Genomic DNA, 15,389 nt, shown 5'->3' with positions numbered 1-15,389 from the left:
ATATCTACCTGTCTGTAAAAAAAACAGTCTATTGCCAGGACTTGAGAAAACCGGGAATTTCACTTGCTTCCCTGGGCCCGACCATAACTTCCCAGCCTTCAAGCTCTTCTTCCAGCTCACCCTTGATCTGGGCCACATATCCTGGAATGACTACCTTGCGGTGCTTGACTTTGTCTTCGATGCCGCTTTTCTTGATAAATGCCGCAATCTTTTCCGCGGTGAACTTGCCCGCGGCCCAGGCGGTAAGTGTCGACAGGCCCTCGGAATCCACGATGCCCAGGTGGGCCGGACGCTTGCTGGACTCGATCTCCGAGGACACTATGAAATAGGTCAGGGAGAAATTGGTGGTCACCAGCACAGGTGAAGATTCGTCCGGGGAAGCGAAATCGTAGAAACCCTCCTTGACCTGCATAGGCCTCTGGGGGTCGGTATAGATGTTCTGGCGCAGGACAAACAGCGGCAGGGCGCTCCATGGCTCCAGATTGTTCATGACCATTATTCCGCCGTACTTCATGACGTAAACAGAGGCGTGGATGGCTTCCAGCATTTCATCCTGGGTTTCCTGGCAGGGAAAAGTGATGGTGGGGTAGCCCAGGGGACGAAATTTCTTCTTCAGGGCACTACGGCGCATCATGACCAGATTTTCCAGGGTCTTGGACAGGTCCCTGCTGCCGCTGTCCAGGACCAGGTCCTGTACCCCGGCCTTGCTTATCTTGTCTGTTAGTCCGGAGAGTTCCTCCACGGAACCAGCGCGCACCACCAGAGGGCACTGGTGTTTTTTGGCCAGCTCGGCCATGGCATCACAATTTTCAGGTGTGGCGGAAGCCATCAAAGGCTTGCCGGTCCCGCACACGTCTAAGGCAGCTGACATGACATCGGGGTCATCGCTCATGAGCACTAAGGGCAGATCGCAGGACCCTTTTACCTTTTCCACCAGGCCGGCAAAGCTGGATTTGTCCCCGGAAGAGCACTTCAGGGCTGCCAGGTCGGTCTTGAGTTCGTAACCCACGCGCTCAAAGCGCATTTTTTTGAGGCTTTCCAGCCTGGAATCCACTTCCGCGGCCTCCATGGAATCGTCAATAACTAAGGCAAAGCCGCATGGATTGAAAAAAGTCTTCTCGTGCCTGAAAAGAACCTGCTCCCCGCCTATCTTCAGGGCATTGTCCCCCTGGCCGATGGTTACTTCCCGCATGGGCGGAGCCGAGGCTTCGGAAAGGGCGTCCTTGGCCTCCTGGCTGACATGGGGGCAGGAATCCAGGCTTGCGCCCCCGGAAGCCAGCTTCATGGCAAAAGCCAGGCAGGTAGGCACTCCGCATTCTCCGCAGTTGGTCTGGGGAAGCTTCTTGTAAATATCAAGTCCGGTCAAAGCCATTATCGCACCTCCAGGTACATTTTAATTTTTGTTGTAAATCTCCGTGTCCTGCATGCTTAAAACAAGACTGCTTGAGCCCTATTTTACTCCCAGACCTTCCATGGTACTGCGCATGAGCTTAACCGTCTCCGGATGCCTGACCACTACTATGTCCGCCCCGGCAACCAGCAGGCTGGTCACTCCGATGGCTTCCCACATTATGCCCCGCTTTACCGGATCACCGTATTCCGGGTGCTCGTCCGTTCCCACTTTGGCTTCCTTGGCCTTCCAGGCTTCCCGGCCCATGTCGCAGATGATGGGCATCTGCATCATGGCGTCGTTTTGCTGCAGAGCGGTCAGGCGATCCCTTTCAATTACCGAATAGGTGTATTCCAGTCCGTAACCCAGGGCACCGGTGGAGGGGTCGATCAGGATACGCTCGGCCGGCATGCCCAGGTTGGTCATGAGGATATTGAGCTGTTTGGCCATATTCACATCAATGGGGGTCTCCCCGGCCACGTTGTGCCCGAAGCCCATGGCCGCAGCGGATATGGTCTTGTAGTTCTCCTCCACAGCCGGTCCCAGGACCATGGCCCTGCCCTCCATCTGTTCAGCGACCTTTTTCAAGACCTCGCCGTCCTTGGAGGCGTTGCCGCAGCCGTAAATGATCAGGGGAATCTCCACGGAATCAGCCACCTTTCTGACCACTTCCAGGGCTTCGTCCGGGCCTTTGTCCGCACCGTTGGGGTCGATGCTCAGAAGTCTCAGGCAGATGAGATCCGCCCCGAACTCGTCTTTGCACTTGGCGGCCCATTTCACTGGATCGTCCCAGACATCCCCCAGCACGTCCTCCAGAGCCTTAGCCCAGTCCCCGGGGGCTTCATCGCAGACTTCCATGGCCAGTCTGGGGCGGTTGGGCATTTCCCCTTCAAAGAGATAAAAAGGTAGAGTAGTTTCCCCTCCTACCTGCACGCTGGCATCACCTGTACCAATTTCAACTTTGTTGATCTTGCCGGTATAACGGTCTATGGGAGCGCTGTAGCTCATGATTACCTGTCTCCTTGTGGCTTTTTGCCCGCAGATTACACAGACTTAAACGGATCTGGGTCACCGGAAAACCGGCTCATTTCATAAGTGGCTGCCTGTGCAATCCGCCCCATTGAAGCTTTGCCTTCAACGGGGCAGGCAGGATTTTTACATTGTCCTGAAAAAACATAATTATTTACCATCAATGGCAAAGAGCTAGGGTCCGGGGGCTTTGCAAACCTGGTCCCGCACTTACTTTTTCTACGTCTGCCCAGTTTTCAAATCAATATTTGCCAGAAAGTAAGTGCGGGATCTGAACGACGCATCCTTGGAGCTCGCCCTGTTAAATACCGCATAGCGGTCCTGCTTCGCAGGGTTTATCAGGGTGAAGTCTTTACGTCCTGTTTGCAAAGTCCCCGGACCTTAGGTGAAAAGTTATAGTCCGCTAAATGGCTCTTTTTCTCGCGGACTTGACGGTATTGGACATGAGCATGGCAATGGTCATGGGGCCAACCCCGCCCGGAACCGGAGTAATGGCCGAGGCCTTTTCCTTGACTTCCTCGAAAGCCACATCCCCTTTGAGGCCGTCTTCCACACGGTGAATGCCCACATCCACCACCACGGCTCCTTGTTTGACCATATCCGCTGTGACCATTTCCTTTCGTCCCACTGCCACCACCAGGATATCCGCCCGGCGCGTCACCTCAGCTATGTCTTTGGTCCGGGAGTGGGCCACGGTGACTGTAGCGTTTTCGTTTAAAAGCAGAAGGGCCACAGGCTTGCCCACAATATTGCTTCGTCCCAGAACCACGGCTTCCTTGCCTTCCAGAGTCACATTGCTGCGTTTTAAAAGCTCGATGATTCCGGCCGGCGTGGCCGCCCTGAACCCATCCTGAGCCAGCACCACCCGGCCGATGCTTTCCGGGTGAAATCCGTCCACATCTTTTTCTACCTTGATGCGGTCCAGGACCTTGTTTTCATCAATGTGTCCCGGCAGGGGCAATTGTACTAAGATGCCGTCAATCTCCGGGTCATTGTTCAGATCGTCCACCATGGACAGGAGTTTTTCCTCGGATACGTCTTCAGGCAAGACATGCTTGCGGGAGACAATGCCTAAGGCATTGCATGTCTTTTCCTTCATGTTGACATACACCTGGGATGCCGGGTCTTCTCCCACCAGGACCACAGCCAAACCGGGGGTGACGTTTTTCTTTTGAAGCTCTTTGATTTCTTCGGCAAGCTCTTCCTTGATTTTTGCGGATACGCCCTTGCCGTCGAGTATTTTGTCCTGCATAGTTTAAATCCTCCTTTAAGACCGGAAAAGAAAAATGCGGCTGGTTAAATAACCTATGGTCTGCAACACACTTCCCTTCCAGGCGACTTTTAAATGTTTAGGTTCTTAAAGCCAGACCTGCATATATTTTTAGACGAACGGTAAATATACTGAGCGCAACGGTGCAGATGGCCTAATAGCTTATGAGAACGCTTAAGAATTTGTCATTCATACGCCTCAGGTTGGAGCTCAGTGCCACCACCATGCTCTTGAAAAAATCCATGGCCAGGGCGCAGTCATCCGCCACAAGCTCTTCAAAGGATTCCTTGGGAATCAGAAAAAGCTCTGTGTCTTCCATGGCCTCGGCCTTGGAAACGTGCTTGCGCTTCTCGACAATGGCCAGTTCCCCGAAAAAATGCCCTTCGCCCAGCACCACCAGAGTCTGCCTCCAGCCGTCGGCGGCCATCTTGGATATCTGGATCTTTCCGGAATGGATAAGCCACAGTCCCCTGGTATCATCCTCTTCCTGAAACAGGACTTCGCCCTGTTTTATGGATACCTTTTCCACGATCTTGGCAATTTTGCCCAGCTCATACTCATCCATATCCTGAAGCAAAATCTGTTTTTTCAGCATCTGCGCATCAATCATGACTTCTCCTTGCTTTCATACTCCCTGGTTTGACAAACTTTAAAAAGGCCAAAGGACATTAGTTGAGAGGCCTTTGAACGTTTACGTATTCTCTATGGGTTCCAGCTTTACTGCACAAACTTTCAGTTCCGGAATTCTGGCAATGGGATCCACTGCGGTATTGGTAAGCATATTGGCCGCAGCCTCAGTAAAGTGAAAAGGAATGAACACTGTACCCTGAAGAGGCCTGTTGCTCACCAGGCCATGGATATCAATGCTGCCTCTTCTGGAACTGACCCGGACTAACTGATCCTTATCTATGCCCAGCCTGCGGGCATCCTCCGGGTGGATCTCCACATAACCCCGGGGCATGACCTTGTTCACGGCCGGGCTGCGCCTGGTCATGGTCCCGGTATGATAATTGAAAAGCTCCCTGCCGGTGTTGAGAACCAAAGGATATTCACTATCCGGCAACTCTTCCGAGGGACGGTAATCCACAGGAGTAAAAGCCGGTATCCTTTTGGGAAAGGCCCCTTTGAAAAGGTAGGGAGTGCCGGGATGATCACTCGTGGGGCAGGGCCACTGCAGACCTCTGTGCTCCAGGCGTTGATAGTCCATGCCTCCCAGGGCGGGCCAGGCCTTGCCCGCTTCCTGGAAAACATCCTCGATGCGGTCATAAGAAATATCATAGCCCATACTTGAAGACAGACTGGCAATGATCCAGGAATCCTCCCTGGCCTCTCCCGGGGGTTCCACTGCCTTGCGCACCCGCTGCACCCGTCTCTCGCTGTTGGTGAAAGTGCCCTCCTTTTCGGCAAAACAGGCCGCAGGCAGTATAACATCCGCCATCCGGGCCGTCTCCGTCATGAAGATATCCTGGACCACCAGAAAGTCCAGGTTCTGCAAGGCCTTTACCGTATGCTGCATATCCGGATCGCTTACCACGGGGTTTTCTCCTTTTATGTACAGAGCCCTGAAATTGCCTTCTGCAGCAGCATCAACCATTTCCGTGGCTGTAAGACCGGGGGTGGATGAAAGCTGTGCCCTCCACAGTCTTTCAAACCGGGCTTTGACCTCGGGAGAGGCCACGCTCTGGTATCCGGGGTAAAACGGAGGGACACAGCCCATGTCAGTGGACCCCTGAACATTGTTTTGACCCCGCAGGGGATTCACTCCAGTGGAACGGCGTCCCAGGTTGCCGGTCATAAGGGCCAGGTTGGCAATGGCAAAGACATTGTCCGTGCCGTGGGTATGCTGGGTGATCCCCATGGTATAGTAAATCCCGGCTTTTGATGCCCTGGCGTACGTCCTGGCCGCATCGATTATTTTTTCCCTGGCCACTCCGGTCACTTCTTCCCCGTATTCCGGCGTGTACCCCTCCAGGGACCTGGCCAGGGCCGGATAGCCCTGGGTGCGCTCGTCGATATAAGTCTTGTCCGCAAGGTTTTCCTGAATGATGACATTCATGATGCAGTTGAGAAGGGCCACATCGGTTCCGGGCTTGAGCTGCAGATGATCATGGGACCACCTGACCAGCTCGATCTTTCTGGGATCAATGACGATGAGTTTTGCCCCGCGCCGCACCGCCTTTTTCATCTCCAACCCTATAATGGGATGGGTCTCCGTAGTGTTGGAGCCGATCACCAGCAGGACATCGTTGTCCTTGATCTCCTCATAGGAATTGGTCATGGCTCCTGAACCGAATACTGTTGCCAGACCGGCAATGGTGGAACTATGTCAGTATCTGGCACAATGGTCAACATTGTTGGTGCCCACTGCCATACGCATGAACTTCTGAAACAGATAATTATCCTCGTTTGTGCACCTGGCCGAAGCCAGACCGCCGATGACATCAGGGCCATGGCGGTCCTTTATTTCCTTGAGCCTCAAGGCAACAAGATCCAGGGCTTCCTCCCAGGAGGCTTCTCTGAACTGTTCATAATCAGGCCTGGAGGCGTGACCCTTCTTTGATTCCCTGTATGGGTTGTCCCGGTTCAAAACAAAATCTTTTTTTGCCCCGGTCCTGATGAGTGGCTTAGTCAGTCTGTCCGGACTGTTTACAAAATCGTAGGCAAACCTGCCCTTGACGCAGAGCATGCCCTGGTTGATGCTGTCTTTTCTGGAATATATCCTGGCGATTTCATTCTTTTTCACAGCCAGGGTGAGATTGCAGCCGCACCCGCAGTACGGGCAGACTGTATCCACTTCCCTGAATTTCTGACGCCCCTTGCTGGCCCACATCCTGCCGGTGAGAGCCCCGGTGGGGCACACTGCCACGCACTGTCCGCAGAACTCACAGTCCAGGTCCTTTTCAAAAGGCGGGCAGACTTTGGTCCAGAGTCCCTTGTAGGCGAAATCAATGGCCCCCACTCCCTGAATCTCATCGCATATGCGCACGCATTGCCCACACATGATGCATTTTTCCATTTCCCTGCGGATGAAGGGGTTCTGGTCCTGCTCCGGATACTTTCTGTTTTCGCCCTCAAACCTGTTTTCCCGGATTCCGTAGTAATAGGCCAGTTCCTGGAGCTTGCAGTTACCTGCCCGCTCGCAGAGCATGCAGTCATTGGGGTGATCTGAAAGCAGAAGCTCTACGTTGGTCCGCCTGAGCCTTTCCAGGTAATTGCTGGAGGTTTTGACCTTCATGCCCTCCTGGACCAGGGCCGCACATGAGGCCACCGGCCTGGATGTGCCGGTCACCTCCACCAGGCACAGCCTGCAGCCTCCGAAAGGAATCAGGTCCGGATTGTGACACAGGGAGGGAATGGTTAGATCCAGTTTCCTGGCAGCATCCAGGATGGTGCTGTCTTTATCCACTGTGACGTCTTTGCCGTCTATGTTCAAGGTTACCATGTCAGTACCCATATATTCACCTACTCTTTGAGTATTGCACCGAATTTGCAGGAATCAAAACAGGAACCGCACTTTACGCACAGTTCCTGGTCGATGAAGTGCGGTTTCTTCCTGGTTCCGCGAATGGCGTCCGCCGGGCAGACCCTCTTGCACATGCCGCATCCGGTACAGGTCTCTTCTATGCAGGAAAAGGTCAGAAGACTTTTGCATACCAGTGCCGGGCATTTCCTGTCCCGGATATGTATATTGTATTCGTCCCGGAAATACCGGACCGTGGACAGCACCGGGTTGGGAGCGGTCATGCCGAAACCGCAGAGTGAAGTGGCCCGGATATGGCTGCCCAGGTCCTCCAGGAGTTCCACGTCGCCGTCCCGGCCGTTTCCAATGGTTATGCGCTCAAGGATCTCGTACATCCTGCGCATGCCGATCCTGCACGGAGTGCACTTGCCGCAGGACTCGGCCTGGGTGATATCCAGAAAGAACTTGGCCGTGTCCACTATACAGTTGGTCTCATCCAGGACCACCATGCCCCCGGAGCCCATGATGGTTCCGGCTAAGGCCAGGGATTCATAATCCACCCGGCTGTCCAGGCAGGACCCGGGCACACATCCTCCTGTGGGACCACCCAGCTGGATGCCCTTGAAAGCCCGGTCCTGGTCTATGCCGCCGCCCACCTTGTACACCACGTCCCTCAAGGTGGCTCCCATGGGGACCTCCACCAGTCCGTTGCTTTTCACCTTGCCGGTAAGGGAAAAGACCTTGGTGCCGCCGCTGGTGTCGGTACCCAGGCCTGCAAACCAGGATGCGCCGTTTCTAAGGATTTTGGGAACATTGGCCAGAGTTTCGGCATTATTGATAACCGTGGGTTTGCCCCGGATTCCATTTTCCGAAGTGCGGGTCATCCTTGGGGTGGGCATGGCCCTTTTGCCTTCGATGGACTGCACCAGGGCGGTGGCCTCTCCGCAAATGAAGGCTCCAGGAGCGGGATACAGCTTTATGTCCAGGTCATGACCGGATTCAAAAATGTTTTTACCCAGAAGTCCGCGCTCGTAGCACTGCTTCAGGGCCAGGCGCAGACGCTTCACAGCCAGGGAATATCCGTCCCGGATATAAATATAGCCCTTGCCGGCTCCAATGGCCCGGGCACAGATCATCATGCCTTCTATCACGGCATGGGGATCTCCCTCCATGATGCACCTGTCGGCGAAGGCTCCGGGATCGCTTTCATTGCCGTTGCAGACTACATATTTCTCCTGATCGTCAACCTTGTAGGCAAACTCCCATTTGTGCCCGGTGGAAAAACCGGCTCCACCCCTGCCCCTGAGCTTAGAGCGCTTGATCTTTTCGATAATTTCCACGGGATGCATGTTGTTGAAAGCGTTGCGGGCAGCTTGGTATCCCTTTACATTCAGGTAGGCATCCAGGTCTTCGGGATCGATTTCTCCGCAATGAGCCAGTACGACTTTTTTCTGGTTGTCCTGAAAGGACTGGTGCAGCTCGTCTGCTGTCCATTCCTGAACAGGACTGCCGCCCAGGATGTGCTCTTCAAAGATCCTGGGCACCATGTCTGACTTGACGCGTTCGTAGGTGGTCTTCTCCCCGTCAACAACCACGTCCACCAGGACATCCCTGGCACAGAAACCCCGGCATCCCACTTTGTCCGCCCTGCACCTGTTCTGAAAACTCGCCTCCAGGTCGGAAGAAAGCACCAGTTTCCTGAAAGCGTCCAGAACTAAAGCGCCTCCAGCAGAAATGCTTCCGGTGCCGGAACAAACCTTTATCACAACAGAGTTGTTATCCATTCATACCACTCCAGTTATATATACACAGTCCTTTGATAATAACTTACCATTGGACAATTTACTCCTCGGCCCGGAGCTCATTTACTTCCTTCATCATCTTCTTGATGTTCACCTCGCCCTGGACCTGCTGATTTATGACTACAACCGGTGCCATGCCGCAGGCCCCCACACAGTTGACCTCTTCCACGGTAAACATACGGTCCTCGGATGTCTCCTCCCCGGAGGGGATGTCCAGTTCCATGCGCATGCGGCTCAGGATTTTTTCCGAGCCCTTGACATGGCAGGGGGTGCCGCGGCAGACGGTAATGATGTTTTTGCCCCTGGGCTTAAGGTGCAATTGAGAGAAAAATGTGGCTATGCCGAAAAACCGGCTGGGTGGTATGTTCAACCTGTCTGACAGTTCATAAACCGTCTCTTCCGGGACATATCCAAAATTTTCCTCCAGGTCCTGCAAAAGAGTCAGGGCATTGCCCTCATTTTCATGATAATTTTCAATTACTTTATCCAAGACATGGTCCATTGTATCATCCCTGGTTTTCTAATATGTTACTTATGTTTCAGATGGCTGGCTAAAAGATGTGACTGCAAAAAGTCTTATTTCCAATCGCAGTAGTCAGTGGCCAGTAGTCAGTAAAATCAAAGAACTAGATGATCCATATTTACCACTACAAGTTAATGTCTGACTTTTTGCAGATGCATCCTAAAAACAACTTTTTTAGCTGAAAACCCGTGGAAACTGAAATCAGCCCTGGCCAGCAGAGGAAAGTGGTGTTGTGTAATGTAAAATGGCCGGATAACTATCCGGCTTATGCAGTATACCCGGCCATTAAAAGCAGATCTAAGTCATGCCGGACTCTTTAAGCCATAAGAGCCTGGAGGTTTCAAGCACCGGGGCATTGAGGGCCTGCAGATAGGATTCCGGGGTTTCCTGAAACGCTTCCTTTCTGGTCATATCTGCAACCGATAGACTGACCTCTGAACCGGCTGCCTTTTTTACTTCCGAAAAAGTGGGCTTTTTCAGGGTAACCCCCATGTTTTTGGCCAGCTGAATGAAAATGTCCCGGTGGGTTCTAGATTCACCCCGGGGTTCTATGGCCTGCTCCACTGTCTTTAGTTGCCCCAGATAATCCACCATGCTCCCGGAGGACTCCAGGTAAGTAGCTGCAGGCAGAACCATGTCCGCCTCCCTGGCCAGTCCGGTAAAGCTTGAGGACTGCACCACAAGGAAATCCACACCGTCCGGCTTTTTGCTCAAAGGCACATCACCCACGGCGTAAAGAAGCTTTACAGTGCTTCTGCCCCGCTGCACCAGGCCATGCTCCACAGCAGCCATATCCTGAAAAGTATTGTCCTTGCTTTTGACACCCATGAGCACCACACCCCGGGCGTTACTTTCCAGGGGCATGGCCATGGCCTGCCCCTTGATCCAGGCCAGGTTGGATGCAACGTCAAAAAAAGCAGGATCGGAAATGATCAGGGGATTGCTGCTGCCGGCGAACATCTCAGCCGCCTGCTGCATGTTCTTGTCCGTTGAGGCTTCCTGGACATGTTTTAAAAGCTTCTGGTCCACCTTGATTCCATGGTCCGGGACAGATTTGATCATGCCTTGTATGGCCTGTATCTCGTCCCCGTTTAAGTTTATTTCCGCCAGCTTATCTAAAGCGGTTTCCTGGGAGTTGATGGTTATAAGCCTGCCCTTGCGGGAAAGTCTTCTGCGCACTGCGACATCCAGTGCAGGAAGCACCCTGGTCCACTGGGATGGGTTTACCCCCACCAGGATAATGAGATCAGCCTTGTCTATTTTTGCCTTCTGGGATTTTTCAAGCTGCTCCGGCCGGGCATAAAGGCTGGCTGTGGAGTCGATGCTGGAGGTCTTGACCACTTCCCCGGAAAATCTCTGCAGGGTCATGGCATCCTCGTTGAGAATAGAGGCCGTGCTTATAAACCCTGTGTTTTTTCCGGCTTTCTTGAGTCTGCCCGCCAGGTCCTCCAGGGCATCCTTCATGGACACCTCCTGGAGCTGACCCCCCTTTCGCACCATAGGAGAAAGAATGCGCTTGCCCCCGTCGACATGCTCGTAACCGAACCTGCCGTAGGTGCAGATAAAATGCTGTTCAGTGGAGGGAGCTTTGCTTCCGGCATTGATCTTCTGGATCAAGTCGCCTTTTGTACTCACGGTGATATCGCAACCGCAGCCGCAAAGCATGCATACGGATTCATGCCTGGAAAATTCCCACTCCCGGCCCTTTTGCTCCCTGTCCGCCTCGCGCAGGGCGCTTACAGGACATACATCTATACAGCTGCCGCAGAAAGTGCACCCGGACTCATGCAGAGGCATGTCATTAGCTGTAATGACCTTGGATTCGATTCCCCGGCCCATGAAGTCCAGGACATTGGTCCCCTGTTCCTTGCACACCCGCACACATCTGCCGCACAGGATGCAGTAGGCCGGGTCCCTTTTAACGAAAGGATTGCCTTCGTCCACGGGATAGGTAAATTTTTTCCTGCTGAAGGAACTTTCCCTGAGCCCGAATTCGTAGGCGTAATCCTGCAGATTGCAGACACCGGACTTGGTACAGGTAACGCAGTCCAGGGGATGCATGGACAAAATAAGATCCACGACGAATCTTCTGATTTCCTGGACTCTTTCAGTCCTGGTATGGACCGCCATATCCTGCTTTACTTTTGTATTGCAGGCTATTACAGGTGCCTTTAGCCCCTCCACCTCCACCAGGCACATCCTGCAGGCGCCTATCCCTTTCATGCCCTTGAGATAACACAGATTGGGGATGTGAATCCCGGCGAGTTCAGCAGCATCTATGAGATTCATCCCGGCGGGAGCCTGGACTTCCTGGCCGTCTATCCGGAGTTTTACCTGCTTATCCATTCAAACCTCCTAATATCTTAACTATTGTCTTCTTTTCTGGGATTGGATCCGACAACTATGGCCCCCTCAGGGCAAACGTCCACGCACTCCCCGCACCCTGTGCACCTTTTCAGCCTGATTTCAAAGGGCTGATATCCGGTAAAATAGGGCTTTTTGGTCTCGCCGAGTACAGCATTGTACCTGCATACCTTTTTGCATTCCCCGCACATGGTGCAGAGTTCAGGCACTATTTCATATCTGACCAGGCTTTTACATTCCCTGCTTGGGCATGACCGGTCTACATGCTCCATGATTTCGTCCCGAGAATTTTCAAGCAGCTCCAGGATAAACTCACCAGTGTCTTTACCCCTTTTGCACAGGGAGCCTCGGACCATGTTGTCTCCGATACGCCTGAGCAGGTCCAGGTCCCGGGAGTCAACCTCGGCCCCCCGGCTGGCCAGCCTGGCCACCCGGATCTGGGCCTCCCCGGTACCCAGGGCGCAGGGGTAACATTTACCACACATGGGTTTGTCCAGGAACTCGTCAATAAAATACTGCATCTGCTGCACAGGACAGGCCCGTTCTTCTGCTTCCTTCCTTATATCTTTGAGTTTTTTCGGTTTTTCTTCCACATAGTTTTCCGTGCTCATTGTCACCTCTGCTCATTGATGCGGTTGTTCGTAACCATTCAGGGGGTGCCGCAACGGCCTGGGGACAGTCCCCGCGACACCTTTCCTGCACAATTAAAATATGACAAACGCTAAGTTGCGTGAACCTTCAAAGATAGTACTTAGCGGGGACAGTCCCCAGACCTTGTGCCAGGAACTACAAGTGAGTGCCCCCTGAATGGTTACAGTTGTTCTTATTTCCTACATGGCCTCGGCCATGAAGCATATCTCGGGCAGGACATGTGATACCAGATCTCTATAGGTGATCATGCCCTTTATTTCATCCCCCTGGACTATGGGCAGATGCCGCATTTTGTTTTTTGAAGCAGTTGCCAGTGCCAGGCTTACTTCAGTGGAAGGTTCAAAGGTAACAAGATCACCCCTTTTTACCTCCCGCACCCTGGTATCAGAGGCCTGCACCCCGGTGGCGAAGCAGGTAACCACGTCTTTTTCCGTGAATATGCCGCGCAGCCTGTCATTGTCGTCCACAACGAACACACCGCTGACGTTCATTTCTTCCAGGAGTTTTATGGTCTCGGCCACGGTCTCGTCCTGGTGCACCTTGACCACCTGGGCCAGCTTGGAATCCAGTATATCTTGCAGTAGCATTTGTTTTTCTCCTGTAATCCCCGGCTTGGTTTAAATGTAGCTTATTTCAGGCAACAGGTATGAAACCAGGTCCCTGAAAGTTACCATGCCCAGGATCCTGTCTCCATCCACAATGGGCATATGCCTCTTCTTGTTCCTGGAAGCGATGAGGATGGCTGAACTGATGCCCATGGACGGCTCGAACTTGATAAGATCCTTGCGGGCCACGTGTCCCACAGGTGTATCCTGGCAGGAAAAGCCCTTGTTGTAGCAATGCACCACATCGCGCTCAGTAAAAATACCTATGAGCTTTGCGTTGTCATCCACCACGAAAACACTGCTGACATTGCGGTCATGCAGGGTCCTGATGGCGTCGGCAACAGTGGAATCATGATATATGGTTATTACCACATGCGGTTTGGATTTGAGAACATCCCACAAGGTCAGTTTGGCCTTGCGTTTGACTGAAACCATTGCTTCATAGGGTATTTTGATTTTTTCCACGGCAATCTGAGCCTTCTTCTTTACCTTGACCGCTCCTACAGGGCAGATCTCAAAACAGGCCTTGCACTTGGTGCAGTATTCCTGGTCTATGAAATAGCTGGACCGCCTTTCCCGCACAGCATCAAAGGCACAGGCATCCCTGCACAGACCGCACAGTATGCAGGCCTTCTGATCGATGGTAAAAACTCCCATGCCGCTGCAGACATTGGCCCGGCAGTACTTGTCATGGATGTGCTCCTCGTATTCCTCCCGGAAATACCTGAGGGTGGTGGCCACGGGATTGGGAGCGCTTCTGCCCAGTCCGCACAGTGATCCTTCCCCTACGGTTTCAATGAGCTTTTCCAGCCTTTCTATGTCTCCGGGCTGTCCCTCTCCGGAAGTTATGCGCTCCATTATCTGCAGCATCTGGTAGGTCCCCACCCTGCACGGGGGGCACTTGCCGCAGGACTCGGACTGACAGAAGGCCAGAAAAAACTTGGCAATATCCACCATGCAGTCACTTTCGTCCATGACCACCATGCCCCCGGATCCCATCATGGAACCTACCTGCCACAGGGAATCAAAATCCACCGGCAGGTCCAGGTACTGCTCCGGAATACAGCCCCCGGAAGGCCCTCCGGTCTGAATGGCCTTGAACTTCCTGTTGTTCAGGATTCCTCCGCCGATCTCGTCCACGATTTCGCGCAAGGTGATCCCCATGGGTACTTCCACCAGTCCGGTGTTGTTGACCTTTCCCGCCAGGGAGAAGACCTTGGTTCCCGGAGAACCCGGTGTGCCTATGCCCAGAAACCAGTCTGCCCCTTTTTCGATAATGGGGGGTACACAGGCGTAAGTCTCGATATTGTTCAGGTTGGAAGGGTACCCCCATGCTCCGCCCCCGACCTCCGAAAGCCTTGGAGGCCTGGCCCTGGGGAATCCTCTCTGGCCTTCCAGGGAGGCCACCAGGGAGGTGGCTTCGCCGCATACGAATGCTCCGGCCCCTTCCTTGATGAATACGCTGAAATCAAAGCCTGTGCCCAGGATATTCCTGCCCAGAAGGCCCATCTCTTCTGCCTGCTTAATGGCTTTTTCCAGGGTCTTTATGGCCAGAGGGTATTCGTGACGGACATAAATAAATCCAAAGTTTGCATCAATGGAATAAGCGCAGATGAGCATGCCCTCCAGCAGACTGAAAGGGTCGCCTTCCATGATGGAGCGGTCCATGAAGGCCCCGGGATCGCCCTCGTCCCCGTTGGCGATGACCAGCTTGGGCACCCCTTTGCCGGAACGCTTGGTATGGGCCCATTTAAAACCGGCCGGGAACCCGGCCCCTCCCCTGCCCCTGAGATTGGCCTTTTTGACCTCCTCCAGGACATCATCGGGGCTCATTCTGGAAAACATCTTTTTCACGGCCTTGAATCCGCCTGCGGCTATATACTGGTGGATATCATGGGGATCCACCTTCCCGGTGTTGCGCAGAGCTATTTTGACCTGCTTGCTGTAAAAGGGCACCTCCTGAATCTGTTCTTTTACCTCGTCCAGAAAGGAATCACGGTAAAGAAATTCCCGGACAGGCTGACCACTGCCCATGGTTTTGGAAATCATTTCTCCGGCACGTTCGGGTTTTACTTTTTGATAAAAATACCCGTGCGGTTCCACCTGCATCAGAGGACCTTTCTGGCACAGACCCTGACAGCCGGTTTTGACTATATCAACCTCTATCCCCTGCCTGGCGGATTCATCAGCCAGTTCCCGGGCAATCTCCTGAGAGCCCAGGGCAGTACAGGGCAAACCGCAGCAAACCGACGCCCTGACCTTGGCTCCATTGCCTTCCTGCCGGCGCAGTGAGCC

The 15,389-nt window shown here is 53.4% G+C and carries 11 protein-coding genes; all 11 read right to left on the bottom strand.

Going from position 1 to position 15,389, the window contains the following annotated elements:
* Positions 1–28: 28 nt before the first annotated feature.
* Entirely contained in the window at positions 29–1,372 is a 1,344-nt protein-coding gene (gene acsC / locus D5S03_RS04490; RefSeq protein ID WP_008868919.1) for an acetyl-CoA decarbonylase/synthase complex subunit gamma, read from the bottom strand.
* A gap of 78 nt (positions 1,373–1,450) precedes the next feature.
* Positions 1,451–2,398: an acetyl-CoA decarbonylase/synthase complex subunit delta gene (locus D5S03_RS04485; protein WP_008868920.1), complete on the bottom strand. Its 948-nt coding sequence runs from the start codon at positions 2,396–2,398 to the stop codon at positions 1,451–1,453.
* A gap of 424 nt (positions 2,399–2,822) precedes the next feature.
* Positions 2,823–3,671 (bottom strand): bifunctional methylenetetrahydrofolate dehydrogenase/methenyltetrahydrofolate cyclohydrolase FolD, encoded by an 849-nt coding sequence (folD, locus tag D5S03_RS04480; RefSeq protein ID WP_008868921.1) that lies wholly within the window; start codon positions 3,669–3,671, stop codon positions 2,823–2,825.
* 172 nt (positions 3,672–3,843) lie between these two features.
* Positions 3,844–4,299: a cyclic nucleotide-binding domain-containing protein gene (locus D5S03_RS04475; protein ID WP_008868922.1), complete on the bottom strand. Its 456-nt coding sequence runs from the start codon at positions 4,297–4,299 to the stop codon at positions 3,844–3,846.
* A gap of 81 nt (positions 4,300–4,380) precedes the next feature.
* A complete protein-coding gene (fdhF, locus tag D5S03_RS04470; protein WP_083803940.1) occupies positions 4,381–7,131 on the bottom strand; it encodes a formate dehydrogenase subunit alpha in 2,751 nt (916 codons plus the stop codon).
* Between the two features lie 20 nt (positions 7,132–7,151).
* Positions 7,152–8,933, bottom strand: coding sequence for an NADH-ubiquinone oxidoreductase-F iron-sulfur binding region domain-containing protein (locus D5S03_RS04465; RefSeq protein WP_008868925.1), 1,782 nt, complete (start codon positions 8,931–8,933; stop codon positions 7,152–7,154).
* A gap of 58 nt (positions 8,934–8,991) precedes the next feature.
* Positions 8,992–9,453: an NADH-quinone oxidoreductase subunit NuoE family protein gene (locus tag D5S03_RS04460; RefSeq protein WP_008868926.1), complete on the bottom strand. Its 462-nt coding sequence runs from the start codon at positions 9,451–9,453 to the stop codon at positions 8,992–8,994.
* A 318-nt stretch (positions 9,454–9,771) separates the two neighbouring features.
* A complete protein-coding gene (locus D5S03_RS04455; RefSeq protein ID WP_008868927.1) occupies positions 9,772–11,820 on the bottom strand; it encodes a molybdopterin-dependent oxidoreductase in 2,049 nt (682 codons plus the stop codon).
* A gap of 17 nt (positions 11,821–11,837) precedes the next feature.
* On the bottom strand, positions 11,838–12,449 hold the full coding sequence (locus D5S03_RS04450; protein WP_008868928.1) for an NADH-ubiquinone oxidoreductase-F iron-sulfur binding region domain-containing protein: 612 nt from the start codon (positions 12,447–12,449) through the stop codon (positions 11,838–11,840).
* 219 nt (positions 12,450–12,668) lie between these two features.
* Positions 12,669–13,076: a CBS domain-containing protein gene (locus D5S03_RS04445; protein ID WP_008868929.1), complete on the bottom strand. Its 408-nt coding sequence runs from the start codon at positions 13,074–13,076 to the stop codon at positions 12,669–12,671.
* Between the two features lie 30 nt (positions 13,077–13,106).
* Positions 13,107–15,389: NADH-ubiquinone oxidoreductase-F iron-sulfur binding region domain-containing protein (locus D5S03_RS04440; protein WP_287042800.1), on the bottom strand; the 2,283-nt coding region annotated here is incomplete at its 5' end.

This window comes from Desulfonatronospira sp. MSAO_Bac3 (genome assembly GCF_003838035.1).
GTDB classification, from domain to species: Bacteria; Desulfobacterota; Desulfovibrionia; order Desulfovibrionales; family Desulfonatronovibrionaceae; genus Desulfonatronospira; species Desulfonatronospira thiodismutans.
The sequence above is the reverse complement of the archived record's forward strand: the minus strand, read 5'-3'. Positions and strand labels throughout refer to the sequence as shown.